This is a genomic window from Mucilaginibacter phenanthrenivorans, assembly GCF_024721155.1.
GTDB classification, from domain to species: Bacteria; Bacteroidota; Bacteroidia; order Sphingobacteriales; family Sphingobacteriaceae; genus Mucilaginibacter; species Mucilaginibacter phenanthrenivorans.
The window spans coordinates 1-18,723 of the sequence record NZ_JAHVAP010000009.1; the positions used below are offsets into that span (position 1 = coordinate 1).

Sequence of the window (18,723 nt, forward strand, 5' to 3'; positions counted from 1 at the left end):
CCATGAAAACTGTAGCATAAAAGTCTTGCTCAACAGATTCGACAGTTAGCCCACTGAAAGCTTCCATCTGTAAGATGTTTTTCTGGATGGATATATTGGTTTCCACTCCCCACCTCAAAAAATAAAGCGCCTTAAATTCACTATCCGGATGACCTTCTTCTTCCCAAAGATTGGTCACCAGTACTTCTATCGTCTTTTCCAGATCTACCCGTACAAGCCTTACTTTCAACAATGTGTGCTTTGTTATGATAAACCCGCTTTCCTTTAATGATTTTATAGCTGTAGATACGGGGGATAGGTAAACAATAGCTGACTGTTTGCCCCCTGCTATGAATTCTCTTACCATATTTTGATCGTCCTTGCCCCTGATGACAAATTTGATTTCCTGCTCCGCCCACATATGCAGGGCAAACATTTTGTAACTGCAAAAATTTCTATCATAAATAACCAGCATATCGTCTTCCAATTGTTCTATTGCATCATAAGCCATAGGTACTTCTCCATAGCGATAAGGCATTATCCTGGGCATCAGGACAAGTTCATTCAGTACGTCATAGTAGTAAAAGGTCTTAGCTTGAACAAAACTGCAACTCTGATTGCTTGCACCACCAAAGTGACTGTTTAGCACAACTGTATTCACTAAACTAACGTTGGAACCGTCAGCAGCAACAACACGAAATCCCTTCCATCGCTTTATATCATTCAACCCCGCATAATGATAATAACTGCTTAAAAGAACCTTGTTCCACCAATAAAAGAAAGGCGCTTTTAACTTTATACGCTGTTGCGTAAAGGCACTCACTGAACAGGCCCTGTGCTCTCCTAATTCCTCAAAAAACCTTTCCAGCTCTATGCTAAGTGTCTTTTTACAAAGCTTAACTATCAGCAAAACAAGGCGTTCAAAGGGTAGTTTTCTATTACGGGTAAAGTCTTTATCCGATTTTCGGAAATTATCTAACAGCTTCTCATCCTGAACTACATGGGATATAAAGCTTTTTAATTCAGAAATGATTTTTATTCCTATTTTTATCTCGGCCATTAGGGTTGTAGTAGTGTTTTGTGTTTTAGTCGATTCAAAACTACTTGCTGCAATCCTTTTTTTATTCCCTTTTTCCTAACTTAATAACATATAGGCCAGTCCATTATCCCTTAACTTAATGACATTGATTGCTGCAATCCTTTTTTTATTCCCTTTTTCCTAACTTAATAACATATAGGCCAGTCCATTATCCCTTAACTTAATGACATTGGCCTACGGCACGGACTTCTGCTTGCTTGTTTTTCTACCAATATTTGGCCCTTACAGGGCCGGACTGTGGTGATAATTGAGGTAAATAAAAATGTCCTTTTAAGCTAGGCTTAAAAGGACATTTTTATAACAAGTCATAGTAATTATTCTACAACCAACGTAGCAATTGAATGCGCTAACGCAGTTGTTTTTGCGGCTTTACCTTTTATCCAAAGCGAGTAATCAATGTTCTCGTCGGTTTTGTTCATTACCACAACGGCAAGCTTGCCGCCAGGATTAATATAGGCAGTGGTCAATAGCTTATCCCTACTGGCTGCGCTTACGATGCGTTTTGCACCCGGGTGAATAAACTTTGAAAAATGGCCCATGTAATAGTAAGAATTTGTATAGATCAAACTTCCATTACGGGTATCTGCATGGATTGGAGCGAAGCAAAAGTTGCCCACGTGGTTTGGTCCGCCTTTTTCGTCGAGCAGGATGTTCCAATCGGTCCAGGCTACGGTGCCTGCGTTAAAATCATTGATCATTGAAAGGCCGTAACGTTCCCCAAGCGACCAATCACTCAATTTGTCAAAATCAAACTTCTCCACGCAGCCTTCTGTAAATATCAATTTCTTATCAGGAAAGGAGTTGTTTACTAAGCGGGTGTTTTCAAAGTTCATACCTGCGCCGGTCCATGTTTCGTACCAATGGAAACCCACGCCCCAAACATATTTGGCGGCAGCTGGGTCTTCAAGAACAGTACTGGCGCGTTGGTAAAGCAAATCGCGGTTATGATCCCAGATGATCAGTTTTTTGCTTGCCATCCCGGCTTTAGTAAGCGTTGGGCCTAAAAAGTTCTTGATAAAATCGCGTTCATCTTCAGCAGTATATATACATGATTCCCAGCTTTGAGTAGCCATCGGCTCGTTTTGTACCGATAAGCCCCAGATAGGCACACCCAGCTTCTCATAAGTTTGGATAAATTTGATATAGAAATTGGCCCATGGCTGATCGTATTTTGCCAGCAGTTTACCACCGTGCAAAACATTGTTATTGCTTTTCATCCATCCCGGCGGGCTCCATGGCGTAGCAAACAGGTTGATATGCCCCCCCGCAGCAGCCATTATCTCCTTTATAAAAGGAATGCGGTACTTTTTGTCGTGACTAACATCGAATGATTTCAAGCTCACATCACCGTCTTTGATATAGCCAAAACTCTCGCTCGAAAAGTCGCTGCTCTGGATGCTGGTGCGACCCATGGTATAGCCAATCCCTTTATCCTTGTCAAAATAAGCGGTTAGTAGTTCCTGTTGTTTATCCTTTGGTAATTTGTAAAATGTTTCTGCTGCTGCATCTGTCAGCGCGCCGCCAATACCCAGCATGGTTTGGAATGTTTTTGACGGGTCAACAAACACGGCTACTTCCGTTTCAACCGGCTGCGGACTATCCTTAAATGTAAGCGTTTCAATTTGTTTCATCCGGTCGTCCGTACCTTTTGCGGTAACATATACTTTTACCGATTTATTGGCTGCCGAATATGTCTTCGCTGCTTTCTTTTGAGCGCCCGCGTGTTCAAAGCTGAGCAGCGCCATCAAAACAAAAACAATGGAAAGTTTAATAGGTCTTCTTTTCATAATGAAGTTAAAATAGAATAATGAGATGTTTATAGCTGGTTATAACAACCAAATCTATTAAAGATTCTTAAATTTCGGGTACGAAAATTTTATAAATAATTGATTTATAGCAGCTTGATTATTGTTTAATACGCTTTAATACCAGTCAATTTCCTTACAAATAATTCTCATAATCAGTCAATTCCATACGTCAGTTTAAAAAATGAGCGTAATTTTTAATACGGCTGCATTTTTTCTAAATAATGCAGCATTTACGTTGTTTTAGATAGATAAATAATAGTGTTATATTAAAGTACTTATAACTAAGCCATTATATTGTAACAAAACCGGACACTTACCGTACGGATATGCAACAAACGCACACCCTAATAAAATGTATTAATTAACTGATTATCAATATTTTAAATTATCGGCATGATGTTGATTGCTGAGATTAGAGGTTGGAGGTTACAGATTAGGTTGAAAAACGCTGAAAAGAAAATCAATAACCTGTATTCTACCAATTACCAATAACCCAATGACTAATGACCCAACGCTATGATAAAGAACTATTTAAAAATCGCCTGGAGAAATATCATAAAAAATAAAACGTCGTCAATAATAAATATTGGCGGGCTTGCCGTTGGTATGACCGTGGCCATGTTGATTGGGTTATGGGTTTGGGACGAATTATCGTACGATAGGTATCACCAAAACTATGACCGCATAGGGCAACTGATGACTACGCAAACCAGCAATGGCGAAACGGGGACTTTTCCTTCAACTGTGGTACCGCTCAGTAATGAATTGCGCACAAAGTATGCGGCCGATTTTAAACGTGTTGCCCTTACCTGGGAAGGATCACATATACTGGCGATAGGCGCCAAAAAATTATCGCTGAATGGCATGTGGGCTGAACCTGACCTGCCGGCAATACTATCGCTGGTAATGGTTCAGGGCAATTATGATACTTTTAACGATCCCGCATCTATTCTTCTTTCGGCCTCGGTAGCAAAGGCATTATACGGCAATGCCGACCCTATTAATCAAACCCTTAAGGTTGACAATAAAACCAACATGAAAGTTGCCGGTGTTTATGAAGATTTGCCGCATAACACCACTTTTAGCCAAACCATGTTTATGATGCCCTGGAACGATCCGGCAAACTGGTGGACCACACAAACAACAGCATGGTCTAACCATGGCTGCCATCTTTTTGTACAAATGAATACACAAGCTGATTTTGCCAGGGTATCAGCCAAAATAAGGAACATTACTAAGCCGCATTTTAAAATGAATGACGAAACCATGCAGGTATTTCCAATGGCGAAATGGCATTTGTATAGCGAATTTCAAAATGGAGTTTCAATTGGGGGGCGGATAAAATTTACGTGGTTGTTTGGCATAATCGGCGCATTTGTACTATTGCTGGCCTGTATTAATTTTATGAATTTAAGCACCGCACGCAGCGAGAAAAGGGCCAGGGAAGTGGGTATCCGCAAAGCGATTGGTTCGTTAAGGAGTCAGCTTATCCGGCAGTTTTTAAGCGAATCGATGCTGGTTGTGTTTTTAGCTTTTGCGTTAACAATAATACTTATGGTGTTGGCCGTGCCATACTTTAATACAATAGCAGGCAAAACAGTAAGTATTCCCTGGAGCAACTCCTTATTTTGGTTAATCGCACTAACTTTCACTTTTTTAACCGGTATTATATCAGGAAGCTATCCTGCCTTTTACCTGTCGGGTTTTAAACCCATTAAAGTGTTAAAGGGTACCTTCAAAGCGGGCCGTTTAGCCGCATTGCCACGTAAGGCGCTGGTAGTTATTCAATTTACAGTATCAATAGTTTTAATAATAGGCACTATTGTAGTTTACAGGCAAATACAATTTGCCAAAAATCTACCGATTGGTTATAACCGAAGCGGCCTTATTACGGTCAACATGAATACGCCCGAAATTTATGGCCACTACGATGCCTTGAGAAACGACCTGATACAAACGGGCGCCGTAACAAATATGGCGGAATCAAACAGCTCCACTACACAAATATGGTCAAATAACGGGGGCTTTGACTGGCTGGGAAAAACGCCGGGTTTCGACCCTACTTTCGGCACTATTGCCGTTACGCCGGACTTTGGTAATACTATTGGCTGGAAAATAATTGAAGGGCGTGATTTTTCAAGGAATTTTCCTTCGGATACCGGAGCCTTTATTTTAAACGAGTCGGCTGTAAAGCTTAGCGGCATTAAAAATCCGGTGGGTAAAATAATGCGGTGGGACGGCAAAAATCACGTTATTACCGGTGTGGTAAAAGATATGATAATGGAATCGCCTTATAAGCAAACTATAGCCACCGTTTTTCATATGAACCCGGGATGGGTTAACCTTATTACTTTGCGCATAAATCCAAAAACACCAATGCGCGATGCGCTGAGCAAAATTGCGCATGTATTTCAAAAATATAATCCCGGCAGCCCGTTCGACTTTAAGTTTGTTGATGACGAATATGCACGGAAGTTTTCAGATGAGCAACGCATAGGCGATATCGCTACTGTTTTTGCAGGGCTTGCCATTTTTATTTCGTGCCTGGGGCTGTTTGGTATGGCATCGTTTATGGCCGAGCAGCGCATCAAAGAAATTGGCGTACGCAAAGTGCTCGGTGCTACGGTATTTAATTTATGGCAACTATTATCAAAGGATTTTGTGGCGCTTGTAGTTATCGCATTACTTATTGCCACGCCTTTTTCATATTATTTTATGCATAAGTGGCTGTTGGGCTACCAGTTCCACACCCAAATTACCTGGTGGATATTTGCGGTTGCAGCTGTTGGCGCAATTACAATTACATTACTAACGGTTAGCTATCAAAGCATTAAAGCTGCGCTGGCAAACCCCGTGAAGAGTTTGAAATCAGAGTGATTAGAGGTTAGAGACCAGAGATTAGTTAAAAAAATCGACTTCGGCTACGAACCATCAACTAAAAATGAGTGATTAGAGGTTAGAGACGAGAGATTAGTTAAAAATTAGTTTCGGCTATGAACTATGAACTAAAAATGAGTGATTAGAGGTTAGAGACCGGAGATTAGTTAAAAAAATCGACTTCGGCTATGAACCATGAACCATTAACTATGAACCAAAAATGATAAAGAACTATTTAAAAATCGCCTGGAGAAACCTGAACAAGCACCGGTTCTTTTCATTAGTGAATATTTGCGGCCTGGCCATTGGGGTAGCGGCCTTCTGGATTATCGCGTTATACGTAACCGATGAGTGGAGCTACGATCGTTATAATGAAAAATCGGATCGTATTTTTCGTGTGGCGCAGCATGGCAAATGGGGCAATGGCGGTTTTAACCTCGCGATAACTTCAATTCCTTATGCACCAGCCTTAAAGGCAGACTACCCCGAAGTAGAAGATGCAATCCGTATTGATTTAGAGGGTGGCGGTAAGATCACTTATGGCGAAAAGCAAATTGAGGCAAATGATATCTCATTTACTGACAATGCCATCTTCAACATATTTACTTATCATTTTTTGTCCGGCGACCCGGAAACGGCTTTGTCAAAACCGCATTCCATCGTATTAACAAAAACCCTGGCCGAAAAGATCTTTGGCGATGCCTCCGATGCGATGGACAAAACTATCTCCTTTGATAAAAATGACCACAACGTAGTTACCGGAGTAATTGATGATGTACCTGCAAACTCAACCTTTAAATTCAGTGCCCTACGCTCTCTTAATGTAGACTATAATGGCCGCTGGGGCAGTGCAGGCGTGTTCACCTTCGTTTTATTAAAAAACCATGATGATTATAAAAAGATCGAGGCGCATTCTGACGACTTTTTCAACAAACATTTGAAAGGTGATTTTGCCGGGGTAAAATACAAAATGGAGCTGCAGCCGCTTACTTCCATCCACCTGCATTCAAACCTTGACTATGAAATGGGCAATAATGGGAACATTGCTTATGTATACGTATTCAGCATTGTTGGTTTGTTAATCCTGGCTATTGCCGTAATAAATTATGTAAACCTAACAACCGCGCGCTCTTCGGTAAGGATCAAGGAGATCGGCATCCGTAAGGTTATCGGTTCGGGCAGAAGCCAGCTGCTTTATATGTTCTTTTCCGAATCGGTATTATTAGCGGTATTTGCGACCATCGCCGGGATGGTTTTAATACAGGCTGCTATTCCTTATTTTAATTTACTATCGGGAAAATCGCTTGATATCTGGTATTTCGGGATAGCTAAATCATTGTTGATATTCGCATTTTTCGCGCTAATAATCGGACTCATCAGCGGCATTTACCCGGCTTTATTTCTATCCGGCTTTAATACAATTCCAGCTATGAAGGGGCAATTGGGTAACCAATCGTCGACTGTTATATTTAGAAAAGGTCTGGTAATCTTCCAGTTTGTGATCACCATTGTGATGATAGTTGGCTCCAGCGTTATTTACCAGCAGCTCCATTACGTTTTAAATAAGGATTTGGGATTTAATAAGTCGCAAATGCTCACATTTCATATCCACAGTCATGATGCCCGCGCAAAAACAGAGGAAATAAAATCGCAATTACTGCAAAACCCGCTGATTGAAAGCGTAGCCGTTGCGGGTAATCCTATCGGCAATAATGATATAGGCTCAAACGACTTTAACATCGGTCCCGATGGGAATAATGCTCCCGATACCAAAATGGTGGAATCGTTAATTATCGATGAGGACTTTATCCCCGCTATGCAAATAAAAATGGCGGAGGGCCGCAATTTTATCAAAGGTGTTTCAGATACTGCAAACCATTCCATCATCGTAAATGAGACCCTTATCAAAGAATTGGGTTGGACTAACCCGATAGGCAGGCGTGTGCGCACAGGGGTTGATCATGGCGTTATTCAATACTCAACCATTGTAGGCGTGGTTAAGGATTTCAACACTTATTCCCTACAACACAAGATCTCGCCAATGGTATTAAACCTGCCAGCTGTATCAAATGATAAAGACAACCTGTATGTGCGTTTAAGAAAAAACAATATCCCGGCTGCGCTTAGCTACCTGCAACAGGTGTACGCCAGGTTCGATCCTGAAAACAAGGTGGATTACCACTTCCTCGATCAAAATTTTGCAGCACAATACCAATCAGAACAAAAACAGGGAAACCTGCTGTTAATTTTCACCGTGCTGGCCATCAGTATTGCCTGCCTGGGCCTATTCGGCCTGGTAACATTTACTGCCGAGCAACGGGTTAAGGAAATTGGGATCCGTAAAGTTTTAGGTGCCGGTATTCACCATATCGTAAATATGCTGGCAAAGGAGCTGGTACTACTGGTATTGATTGCCGCAGTTGTCGCCACGCCGCTTGCATGGATGGCGGCGAGTAAATGGCTACAAAGCTTTGAGTACCGCACGAGCATCCATTGGTGGGTATTTGCAGCTGCAGGGTTAGCTGCTATGTTGTTGGCTTTTATAACCATAAGCGTGCGTTCGGTTAAAGCAGCATTGGCTAACCCTGTGAAAAGCCTGAGGAGTGAGTAAGGAGTTGACAGTGAGCAGTTGGCAGCCATGGTGATTCTTTCCGGCCATGAACCATGAACTATCAACCATGAACTATCAACCATGAACTAAAATGAACCATGAACTAATACCATGATAAAAAATTATTTAAAAATTGCCTGGCGCAACCTTATCCAAAACAAGGTTTCATCATTGATCAATATAGGCGGACTGGCTGTTGGTATGGCGGTGGCTGTATTGATCGGTTTATGGATCTGGGATGAATTGTCGTTTGATAAATACCATAAAAACTACGACAATATAGCCCGGGTTATGCAAAATCAAACGGCTAATGGAGAGATCAGCTCCGTAAAAGCTATGCCAATGCCTGTGGCTTATGAACTTCGTCATCTTTATGGCAATGATTTTAAACATGTAGTATTATCTTCCTGGACTAACCCTCACCTTCTTTCATTTAAAGATAATAACATTTCTATGCCGGGCAATTTTATGGAGCCCGATGCACCTGAAATGCTTACCTTAAAAATGATCAGGGGAACTGGAAATGCCTTAACAGATCCTTCTTCAATATTATTATCCGAATCGGTATCCAAAGCCATTTTTGGTAATATCGACCCAATAAACAAAATATTAAAGCTGGATAACTTCACTTTAAAAGTAGCAGGCCTATACAAGGATCTGCCTGCGAATACAAGTTTCAGCGAGGTTAAATTTATTGCTCCCTGGGGATTATACGAGCATACTCCAGAAATGCAGCAAGCCAAAACCAACTGGAATGCTAATTCATTCCAGATTTTTGCCCAGGTAGCCAATCAAAAAAACATGGCTGATGTTTCAGCAAAAATAAAGGACCTTAAACTTAATAATGAAGACCAAGATGGCAAAAAAGGGAATCCGCAAATTTTCCTTTTCCCGATGAGCCGCTGGCATTTATACGCAGAATTTAAAAACGGCGTAAATACTGGTGGAAGCATCAAATATATCTGGCTATTTGGGATCATTGGTATTTTTGTACTGATGCTGGCGGGTATAAATTTTATGAACCTGAGTACAGCGCGGTCCGAAAAACGGGCAAAAGAAGTTGGGATCAGGAAATCAATAGGCTCATTGCGGGGGCAACTGATCTGGCAATTTTTAAGTGAATCTTTATTGGTGGCAATCCTGGCTTTTATGCTGGCGCTATTCCTCGTACAATTAACCCTTCCATTTTTTAATGATTTAACGGGTAAGCAATTATTTGTTTTATGGAGTAATCCTTCATTTTGGCTAACAGGGATAGGATTTGTAATTATTAGCGGACTGTTTGCCGGCAGTTACCCTGCTTTTTATCTTTCCTCGTTTCAGCCGGTAAAGGTGTTAAAAGGTTCATTTAAGGCTGGCAAAATGGCAAGCCTTCCCCGTAAGGTACTTATCGTAGTTCAGTTTACATTTTCTGTAACAATGATAATTGGAACCATCGTGGTACTGCAGCAAATTCACTTTGCTAAAGATCGCCCTATTGGTTACAGCCGCTCCGGGTTAATTATGGTGAGGCCTTATTCAGAGGCCTTGCACAGGAATTTTGATGCGCTTAGGAATGAATTGCTTCAAACAAGAACAATAACAGAGATTGCTGAATCGGGAAACCAGATAACAAAAGGGAGCAGATCAAGCGGCGGATTTAGCTGGCAGGGTAAAGACGCTGGCACAGCCGGCGAATTTGCCACTTTCGCCGTAACTCCCGGGTACGGTAAAACAGTAAACTGGCAATTTACTCAAGGCAGGGATTTTACAAATTCATCTGTTTCAGACTTAAATGGAGTGATCTTAAACGAGGCCAGCGTAAAATACATGGGGCTTAAAAACCCTGTTGGGCAAATCGTAAATTGGGATGATAAAAAATATACCATATTGGGTGTTGCGAAAGATATGATCGTAGAGTCGCCCTATGAACCTGTAAAACCGACTATCTTTTACATTGAAGGTGGCCCGGGCCTGGTAAATGTGCGCATTAACCCTAAAATGAGCGCCAGTACAGCAATAAGCAATATTGAAGCTGTTTGCAAAAAATATGCGCCCGGTGACCCTTTTGATTACAAATTTGTTGATGACGAGTATGCCAAAAAATTTGGCGATGAAGAACGTATAGGTAAGCTTGCAAGCTTTTTTGCCAGTCTGGCCATATTTATCAGCTGCCTGGGTTTGTTTGGCATGGCATCGTTTATGGCAGAGCAGCGGACCAAAGAAATTGGCGTGCGAAAAGTGTTGGGTGCTACAGTGTTCAATCTATGGCGGATGTTGTCAAAAGACTTTGTATTGCTGGTTGTTATTTCACTACTTATTGCCACACCTGTATCTTATTATTTTATGCACAACTGGCTGCAGAATTATCAATATCGTTCTGAAATAACATGGTGGATTTTTGCTGTAACCGGGTTGGGCGCCCTTATGCTTACGTTACTTACAGTTAGCTATCAAAGTATAAAAGCAGCATTGGCAAACCCGGTGAAAAGTTTGCGTTCAGAATGATTAGAAATTAGAGACCAGAGGTCAGTAAAAGAAGCAATTATGAAGTAGTAACGAAATAACACAATTCGGATTTGACAGTTTGCAGTTGGCCGTAAGCAGTTAATGTCCTATAGATTGAATATAGAATATGCTCCGGTGCGGAATAAAAACCGCATCGGATTATGCATTTAGTTAATTGACAATGAACAGCTTGCAACGCTTATGAAAAAACATTGTCTGTTAAACGGTAAAGATCTAATGATCAATAACACAATGATTAAGACCAACTGACATGATAAAAAACTACTTAAAAATTGCCTGGCGGAACCTTATTAAGAACAGGGCTTCCTCATTGATCAACATCGGCGGCCTTGCCGTGGGTATGGCTGTTGCCATGTTAATAGGTTTATGGATCTGGGATGAATTGTCCTTTGACGCTGGTTACAAAAATCGCGACCGGATTGCAACGGTGATGGATAACCAATTGATCAATAGCCAAACGGAAACATGGGGGTCATCGGCCTGGCCGCTTGCTCCTACCTTGCGCAGTAACTTCGGCAATTATTTTAAACATGTCATTATCGCGGCGTTTACCGGCGATCACCTTTTAACCTTTGATAATAAAACCATCACCCAAAGTGGTAACTACATGGAGCCTGCCATTACCGATATGCTATCGGTAAAAATGGTAAAAGGCAACGCCAAAAGTTTAAACGACCCTTCATCTATCATCATTTCCCGAACAACAGCAAAAGCACTCTTCGGCGATACAGACCCAATAAATAAACCGATAAAGATCGATAAAACGCAGAATGCCAAAGTCACCGGCGTTTATGAAGATCTGCCTGTACACTCATCTTTTGGTAATCTTGCTTTTATCGCTCCTTTTCAAATGCTGGCCATAAGCCAAAACTATCCCGGCAGATTTAATAATCCATGGGGTGCCAGCTGGTTCCAGACACTTGTACAGATTGCCGACAATGCCGACATGGCACAGGTATCAGCAAAAATTAAGGACATAAAGTTAAATATGCTTCGGGGTCTGAATAACAGTGATGCACGCTTCCGGTCGCAGTTATTTCTGCACCCTATGCCCAAATGGTACTTATATGGCGAATTCAAAAACGGGGTAAACAGTGGCGGCCGCATTCAGTACGTGTGGTTATTTGGCATAATCGGCGTATTCGTATTATTATTGGCCTGCATCAATTTCATGAACCTGAGCACCGCACGTTCCGAAAAACGGGCAAAGGAAGTTGGCATCCGCAAAGCAATTGGTTCGGTTCGCAGCCAGCTTATTGCCCAATTCTACAGCGAATCGCTATTGATTGCAGTGCTTTCATTTTTTTTATCGCTGCTTTTAGTTCAGCTGCTCCTGCCCGGGTTCAACCAACTGGCAGATAAAAAGGTAGCTATTTTATGGGGCGAGCCCTTGTTTTGGTTATTGGGCATCGCGTTCACTTTATTTACAGGGCTTGTGGCAGGTAGCTACCCGGCATTATATCTATCATCATTCCGGCCTGTAAAAGTGCTGAAAGGCGCATTTAAGGTTGGTAGGCTGGCAGCTATTCCGCGTAAGGTATTGGTGGTAGTACAGTTTACCGTTTCGGTAGTGCTCATCATCGGCACCATAGTGGTCTTTCAACAGATCCAGTTTGCTAAAAACCGACCGGTGGGCTACAATCGGGATAATTTGCTAAATATAACCCTGCAAACCCAGGACTTAAATAAACAATACAAGGCGTTAAGAAACGACCTGCTTGCCAGCGGTTCAGTTAGCAATGTATCTGAATCTGAAAGCCCAATAACCAGTGTATACATTGGCAATGGCGGTTTTAATTGGAGGGGAAAAGACCCGGCTTTACAAGAGCAGTTTACCAGTATGTCCATAACCGCCGACTTTGGGAAAACGGTAGGCTGGAAAATCAAGGAAGGCCGCGATTTTAATCCGGCGTTCGTGTCAGATTCTTCAGGCTTTATTATTAATGAGGCTGCTGTAAAATTCCTGGGTTTTAAACATCCTGTTGGAGAAAACATTGAATGGATTGGTAATGGCAAGTATAAAATTATTGGTGTAGTGAAGGATATGGTTAACCAATCGGCATATGAAACTACTAAGCAATCCTTTTTTTATTTACCAAGAAACTGGAACCAATTATCAAACATCAATATAAAAATCAACCCATTGGTAAGCTCACATAGCGCCATGGATAAGATCAAGGCTATTTTAAAGAAATATGATCCATCAACATCATTTACCATTCAGTTTGTTGATGACGATTACGCCAAAAAGTTCGATAACGAAGAACGCATAGGTAAACTTGCCAGCTGTTTTGCCGGCCTTGCCATTTTCATTAGCTGCCTGGGCTTATTCGGAATGGCAATATTTATGGCCGAACAGCGCATAAAGGAGATCGGCGTGCGTAAGGTGTTGGGGGCATCCGTGTTTAACCTATGGCAATTGCTATCAAAGGACTTTGTTATACTGGTGGTCATTTCGCTGTTGATAGCATCGCCCATAGCCTGGTACTTTATGCACAGCTGGCTGCAAAGCTACCAGTATCGCACAGAAATAAGCGGATGGATTTTTATAGTAGCCGCAGCCGGAGCAATGATAATTACCCTTTTAACAGTTAGCTATCAAAGCATAAAGGCTGCACTGGCAAACCCGGTGAGAAGCCTGAAAAGTGAGTAGGTTGTTGGCAGTGAGCAGTTGGCAGTTTAAAACAGAGAGATTAGAAATTAGAGACCAGAGATTAAAGATTAGTTAAGAAATATGAATTGGGTTCGGCTATGAACCATGAACTATCAACCATGAACTAAAAAATGATAAAGAACTATTTAAAAATTGCGTACCGGAACCTTGTTAAGAACAAGGTGCATTCGTTCATTAACATTACCGGGTTGTCAGTGGGTATGGCGGTAGCTATGCTGATAGGCTTATGGATCTGGGATGAGTTGTCGTTCGATAAGAATTTTAAAAATTACAACAACCTTGCCCAGGTAAAACAAAACGTTTTGATGAACGGTGAAACCGCAACGGGCACAAGTGTACCCTGGCCCATCGGCGCTGAAATTTTCAAAAACTATGGCAACAGCTTCAAGGCCGTAAGCATGGCCTCGTTTACCTATGGCCATATACTTACCCTTGGTGATAAGAAATTAACCAAAAGCGGGACATTCCTTGAACCACAGGCGCTGGATATGTTTTCAGTAAATATGTTGAAGGGCAATAGAACTTCCCTTAACGATCCCTCGTCCGTTATTCTTTCTGCGTCAACAGCTAAAGTTTATTTTGGCGATGCCGACCCGATGAACAAGTTGATGAAGATTGATAATAGCATGACGGTAAAGGTAACCGGCGTTTACCAGGATTTTCCTTACAGCTCAACTTTTGCTGATGTGAACTTTATTGCCCCATGGGAGCTTTTGTCAACCGCGCAGGGGATGAAACAGCAAAAGGATACCTGGCGGTGCAATTGCTACATGGCTTTTGCAGAAGTGGCCGATAACGTTGATATGAAAGCGGCTTCGGCAAGAATAAAAGACGTAAAGCTTAGCAAGGTAGATAAGAGCGAGTTAAAAGAGAAGCCGCAGGTTTTCCTCGACCCGATGAAGAACTGGCACTTGTTTTCCGATTTTAAAAATGGCAAAAACGTGGGTGGCCGCATCCAGTATGTTTGGTTGTTTGGCATTATCGGAGTTTTTGTGCTGCTGCTGGCCTGCATCAACTTTATGAACCTAAGCACCGCCCGGTCTGAAAAACGGGCCAAAGAAGTAGGCATCCGCAAAGCCATTGGCTCCTTACGGGCACAGCTTATTTACCAGTTTTTAAGCGAATCGCTGCTGGTGGTTGCTTTTGCTTTTGCGCTCGCTATCCTGTTTGTACAGCTTGGGCTTCCCTTTTTTAATGATGTATCGGGCAAAAAAATGGTTATCCCCTGGGGCAGCCCCTTGTTTTGGTTAGTGGGGATAAGCTTTAGTTTAATAACAGGCCTTGTTTCCGGCAGCTATCCGGCATTGTACTTGTCATCATTTCAGCCGGTAAAGGTATTGAAGGGTACATTTAAGGTTGGCCGACTGGCAGCTATTCCGCGCAAGGTATTGGTGGTAACGCAATTTACCGTTTCAGTTACATTAATCATTGGCACCATAATAGTTTACCAGCAGATCCAGTTTGCCAAAAACCGCCCTGTTGGTTATACAAGGGATGGCCTGGTTATGCTGCCCATGGTAACAGGCGAAATTCATAATAAATTGGCCGCGGTTAAGGATGAGCTGTTCAAATCAGGCACTATCACCAGCATAGCCGAATCAAGCAGCCCTACAACCGGCGTGTACGGAACAAATGCCGGTTTTGATTGGAAAGGTAAAGATCCAACACTTGCTGTTGATTTTCCTAATACTGAAATATCGCCCGATTATGGCAAAACCGTTGGCTGGCAGTTTAAAGACGGGCGCGATTTCTCGGCGCAATTCTTATCTGACTCTGTTGCTTTTGTGATTAACGAAACCGCAGCAAAATTCATGGGCCTTAAAAACCCGGTTGGCGAAACCATACGTTGGGATGGCGTACCGTTTAAGGTAGTTGGGGTAATTAAAGACGTGGTTACTGAATCGCCATACGAGCCGGTAAGACCCATGCTCTATCACCTGGCCAAAGGAGGTGTCGATTTTGTTATCCTCAAAATCAATCCAAAAATCAGCACAAGCCAGGCTATAGATAAAATAGGCAAGGTGTTTAAAACATACAATCCGGCCCAGCCATTTGATTACCAGTTTGCAGATACAGAATATGCCAAAAAATTCGGGAATGAAGAACGCATAGGCAAGCTGGCGAGCGCATTTGCAGGCCTGGCCATATTCATCAGTTGCCTCGGGCTTTTTGGCATGGCCTCGTTTATGGCTGAGCAGCGTATAAAGGAAATTGGTGTGCGCAAAGTATTGGGCGCAACGGTATTTAACCTTTGGCGTTTGCTATCTAAAGATTTTGTGATCCTGATTACCATTTCGCTGCTGATTGCAACGCCGGTAGCTTATTACTTTATGCACGGTTGGCTGCAGGGTTATACCTACCGGTCAACCATAACCTGGTGGATCTTTGCCATAACCGCCGCCGGCGCTATGGTCATAACATTATTAACCGTAAGCTATCAAAGTATAAAAGCAGCGCTGATGAACCCGGTGAAGAGCCTGAAAAGTGAGTAGGCAGTCGACAGTGAGCAGTTGGCAGTAACAAATGTAGGGGCGAATTGCATTCGCCCTTATGCAAGCAACTCTGCACCAATGAACTAATGAACCAATGAACAGCTTCGCTATGAACCATGAACTATTAACCATGAACTAAATGATATCAAACTATTTCAAAATCGCGTGGCGGATTATTATACGCCAGAAAGTTTTCTCGCTTATTAATATAATGGGGCTGGCAATCGGCATGGCGGCATGCCTGCTTATTGTACAGTACATCAGCTTTGAGTTAAGCTATGATAACTTCCATAAAAACGCGGCTAATATCTATCGCATAAAGCATGAGAGTTTTAGCCAGGGCAATTTAACCGAGAATATGCCCAAAACATATTCAGCGGTGGGACCGGCCTTAAAGGCCAGCTTCCCCGAAGTGCAGGACTTTACCCGGGTATCAAAAGGCGGCGGGTTGGTAACTTCGCAGCAAAGCAATGGCTCATTGATAGCCTTTAATGAAGACAGGGTTTACCAGGCAGATGCTTCGTTCCTGCGGATGTTCTCGTTCCCTATGGTGGAAGGGAGTTCCTCAGCTCTTAATAACCCAAGTACAGTAGTTATCAGTGAAAGCACTGCGAAGAAATATTTCCCTAACCAGGAGGCAGTTGGCAAAACCATCCATATCCAGCAGCAGGTATCAGGCACCGATATCAAAGCAATGGTTACCGGTGTGTTTAAGGACGTGCCCGCAAACTCGCACCTGCAATTCGACTTCCTGGTATCAGCCGATGCAAAGGCCGGCGATTGGGTTTACCCGGATTCATATACTTATATCTCGCTATCACCACAAACCGACGCTAAAATATTTGACGGCAAGCTGCCCGCATTTATTAAAAAATACGCAGTGCTTAGCGGACAAAATGCAGCCAGCTTTACGCAGGGAAAAACCAACATCAACAACATCAACCTAAGTCTGCAACCACTAAAGGACATTCACTTATACTCCAACCTTTCAAACGAAATCAGCAATGGCGGTAATGGCAATTTGGTTTGGTACCTGGGGCTAATTGCTGTGCTCATCCTGCTAATAGCGTACATCAACTACGTAAACCTGTCGACAGCAAAGGTCATCGAACGGGCAAAGGAGGTGGGCATCAGGAAGGTATTGGGCTCACAACGTGCACAGCTTATTAAGCAGTTTTTGTTCGAATCGCTACTGCTTAACGTTATCAGTGTAGCTGTGGCTGTATTTATCGTGGTGCTGTGTATGCCGTGGTTCAGTGCACTTTGCGGTGTTGAAATTGGGTTTACCTTGTGGAAGGATCCGTATTACGCACTCGGTTTTGTTGGGCTGTTAGCTGGTGGCATTTTATTATCGGCTACCTATCCGGCGCTAATCCTTTCGGACTATAAACCTGTACAGATCCTGAAGGGCAAATTCATGAACAATACCCAAAGTATTTCGCTGCGGAAGGGCCTGGTTGTTTTCCAGTTTGTGGCCACAATAGCTTTTATGATGGGCACCATGGTGGTTTACCGCCAGGTAAATTTTATGAAGGCCAATAACATGGGTATGGACATGAAGCAAACCCTGGTTGTTTTGGCACCGCAAAATGTAAGGGCGACTGATGCCGATAACGCAAATTACACGGTTAAGGATAGCGTTTTTCAAACGGAAGTATCACGCGATCCGCGGATTAAAAGTATCACCTCATCGTCGAGCATCCCGGGGGAAAGTATAGATTACATCATGTCGTACACCCGCCACACACAAAACGGCGAAAAAAGTCTGCGCCTGTCAACGCTGGAGATTGGCAACAGGTATCTCAACCAGTTTAAGGTAAATGTTATAGCCGGCGAAAGGATCACTCCAAACACCAATTTCGCCAAAAGCCCGATGATGCTGAACGAGGCTGCAGTGATGGCCCTTGGCTTTAAAAACGCAAAGGATGCAGTCGGCAAATTGATTGAAACAAAGAATGGCCGGGGTCGTGTGTTTGAGAACGAGGTGGTAGGCGTAATTCAAAATTTCCACCAAACCTCGTTAAAGGATGATTACACGCCATTGGTTGTCCGTGCTATTGATCCATCGAGCGTATCGCATTACGAGGTAAAATTTAACAACAATAACCTGCCGCAAACCATCGCCGGGGTAGAAAAAATCTATAAAAACGTATTCCCCGAAGCAGCATTCCAGTATTTCTTTTTGGATGAGTTTTTTGATCAGCAATATAAAGTGGAGCAGCATTTTGGGCAAGTGTTCAGCCTTTTCTCGGGCTTTGCCATTTTTGTGGCCTGCCTGGGGTTATTCGGTTTAACACTAATCACCATATCGCAGCGGGTAAAAGAAATTGGCATCCGCAAGGTGCTGGGCGCATCGGTACAAAACATCCTGCTGCTTATCTCAAAAGATTTTATCGGCCTGATATTAATTGCTAACGCGATAGCCTTGCCGCTGGCCTATTGGGGTTGCTATAAATGGCTTCAGAACTACAAATTCCGGATTGACTTTAGCGCCTGGTTTTTTATAACGCCGATGGCAATGGTGTTTTTGATAGCCATACTAACGGTGAGCTATCAAAGCATCAAAGCGGCGCTGGTTAACCCGGTGAGGAGCTTAAGAAGTGAGTAGGCAGTTTTGAGTGGGCAGTTGGCAGTAAATACCAATAGAGTAATTCGGCCATGAACAATGAACTATT

8 protein-coding genes are annotated in these 18,723 nt (G+C 42.6%); 6 read left to right on the forward strand and 2 right to left on the reverse strand.

Annotated elements, in window-relative coordinates; genetic code table 11:
- Both KXD93_RS21370 and KXD93_RS21375 read right to left on the reverse strand, forming a co-directional pair.
- Positions 1-1,039: IS4 family transposase (locus tag KXD93_RS21370; protein ID WP_258139393.1), on the reverse strand; the 1,039-nt coding region annotated here is incomplete at its 3' end.
- A 353-nt stretch (positions 1,040-1,392) separates the two neighbouring features.
- Positions 1,393-2,865 (reverse strand): glycoside hydrolase family 30 protein, encoded by a 1,473-nt coding sequence (locus KXD93_RS21375; RefSeq protein WP_308726300.1) that lies wholly within the window; start codon positions 2,863-2,865, stop codon positions 1,393-1,395.
- A gap of 537 nt (positions 2,866-3,402) precedes the next feature.
- Between KXD93_RS21375 and KXD93_RS21380 the strand changes: the two genes are divergently transcribed.
- The 6 genes from KXD93_RS21380 (at position 3,403) to KXD93_RS21405 (ending at position 18,656) form a co-directional block, all read left to right on the forward strand.
- On the forward strand, positions 3,403-5,763 hold the full coding sequence (locus KXD93_RS21380) for an ABC transporter permease (protein WP_258139394.1): 2,361 nt from the start codon (positions 3,403-3,405) through the stop codon (positions 5,761-5,763).
- A 220-nt stretch (positions 5,764-5,983) separates the two neighbouring features.
- Positions 5,984-8,374 (forward strand): ABC transporter permease, encoded by a 2,391-nt coding sequence (locus KXD93_RS21385; protein ID WP_258139395.1) that lies wholly within the window; start codon positions 5,984-5,986, stop codon positions 8,372-8,374.
- Between the two features lie 111 nt (positions 8,375-8,485).
- Positions 8,486-10,861, forward strand: a complete 2,376-nt coding sequence (locus KXD93_RS21390; RefSeq protein WP_258139396.1) for an ABC transporter permease — start codon at positions 8,486-8,488, stop codon at positions 10,859-10,861.
- A gap of 271 nt (positions 10,862-11,132) precedes the next feature.
- Complete coding sequence (locus KXD93_RS21395) at positions 11,133-13,535, forward strand: ABC transporter permease (protein WP_258139397.1); 2,403 nt, start codon at positions 11,133-11,135, stop codon at positions 13,533-13,535.
- A gap of 131 nt (positions 13,536-13,666) precedes the next feature.
- Positions 13,667-16,048 (forward strand): ABC transporter permease, encoded by a 2,382-nt coding sequence (locus KXD93_RS21400; protein ID WP_258139398.1) that lies wholly within the window; start codon positions 13,667-13,669, stop codon positions 16,046-16,048.
- A 139-nt stretch (positions 16,049-16,187) separates the two neighbouring features.
- Positions 16,188-18,656, forward strand: a complete 2,469-nt coding sequence (locus KXD93_RS21405) for an ABC transporter permease (RefSeq protein ID WP_258139399.1) — start codon at positions 16,188-16,190, stop codon at positions 18,654-18,656.
- The last annotated feature ends 67 nt before the right edge of the window (positions 18,657-18,723 follow it).